The organism is Psychrobacter sp. CAL346-MNA-CIBAN-0220 (genome assembly GCF_040309805.1).
Lineage (GTDB): Bacteria > Pseudomonadota > Gammaproteobacteria > Pseudomonadales > Moraxellaceae > Psychrobacter.
The window spans coordinates 1-760 of sequence record NZ_JBEOPF010000026.1; the positions used below are offsets into that span (position 1 = coordinate 1).

General features: G+C 47.9%; 1 protein-coding gene. It reads right to left on the reverse strand.

Going from position 1 to position 760, the window contains the following annotated elements; all coding sequences use genetic code 11:
- Positions 1–88: 88 nt before the first annotated feature.
- Positions 89–760, reverse strand: a 672-nt coding sequence (locus AAEY88_RS12550; protein ID WP_350562910.1) for an EF-Tu/IF-2/RF-3 family GTPase, incomplete at its 5' end; no start/stop codon positions are given.

Genomic DNA, 760 nt, shown 5'->3' on the forward strand with positions numbered 1-760 from the left:
ATAAAAAAAGCCGCTCTCAATTACGAGAGCGGCTTTTGGACTAACTGTTTGGTTACAACACTTAAATACTGAGAACAGTCATTAAGTCTTAAACGTGAACGTTAGCAACCACACCAGCGCCTACTGTACGGCCGCCTTCACGGATAGCGAAGCGCAGACCTTTGTCCATAGCGATTGGGTGGATAAGCTCTACGCCCATCTCAACGTTATCACCAGGCATAACCATCTCAGTTCCGTCTTGTAACTGGATTGCGCCAGTGACGTCAGTGGTACGGAAGTAGAACTGTGGACGATAGCCGTTTAGAAATGGCGTGTGACGACCACCTTCTTCTTTGCTGAGTACGTATACTTCAGCATCAAATTTGGTATGCGGGGTGATTGAGCCTGGTTTGGCCAATACTTGTCCGCGCTGTACGTCTTCACGTTTAGTACCACGTAGCAATACGCCACAGTTTTCGCCTGCACGACCTTCGTCAAGCAGTTTACGGAACATCTCTACACCCGTACAGGTGGTTTTTTGAGTGGCACGGATACCGACGATTTCAATTTCGTCACCGATTTTAACGATGCCTGATTCAACACGGCCAGTAACAACGGTACCACGACCTGAGATTGAGAAGACGTCTTCGATTGGCATTAAGAATGCTTTGTCGATGTCACGCTCAGGCTCTGGAATATAAGTGTCTAAAACGTTAAGCAGTTCAACGATAGCTGGTTCGCCATATGGGCCCTCAGAGCCTTTTAGGGCTTCGGTAGCAGA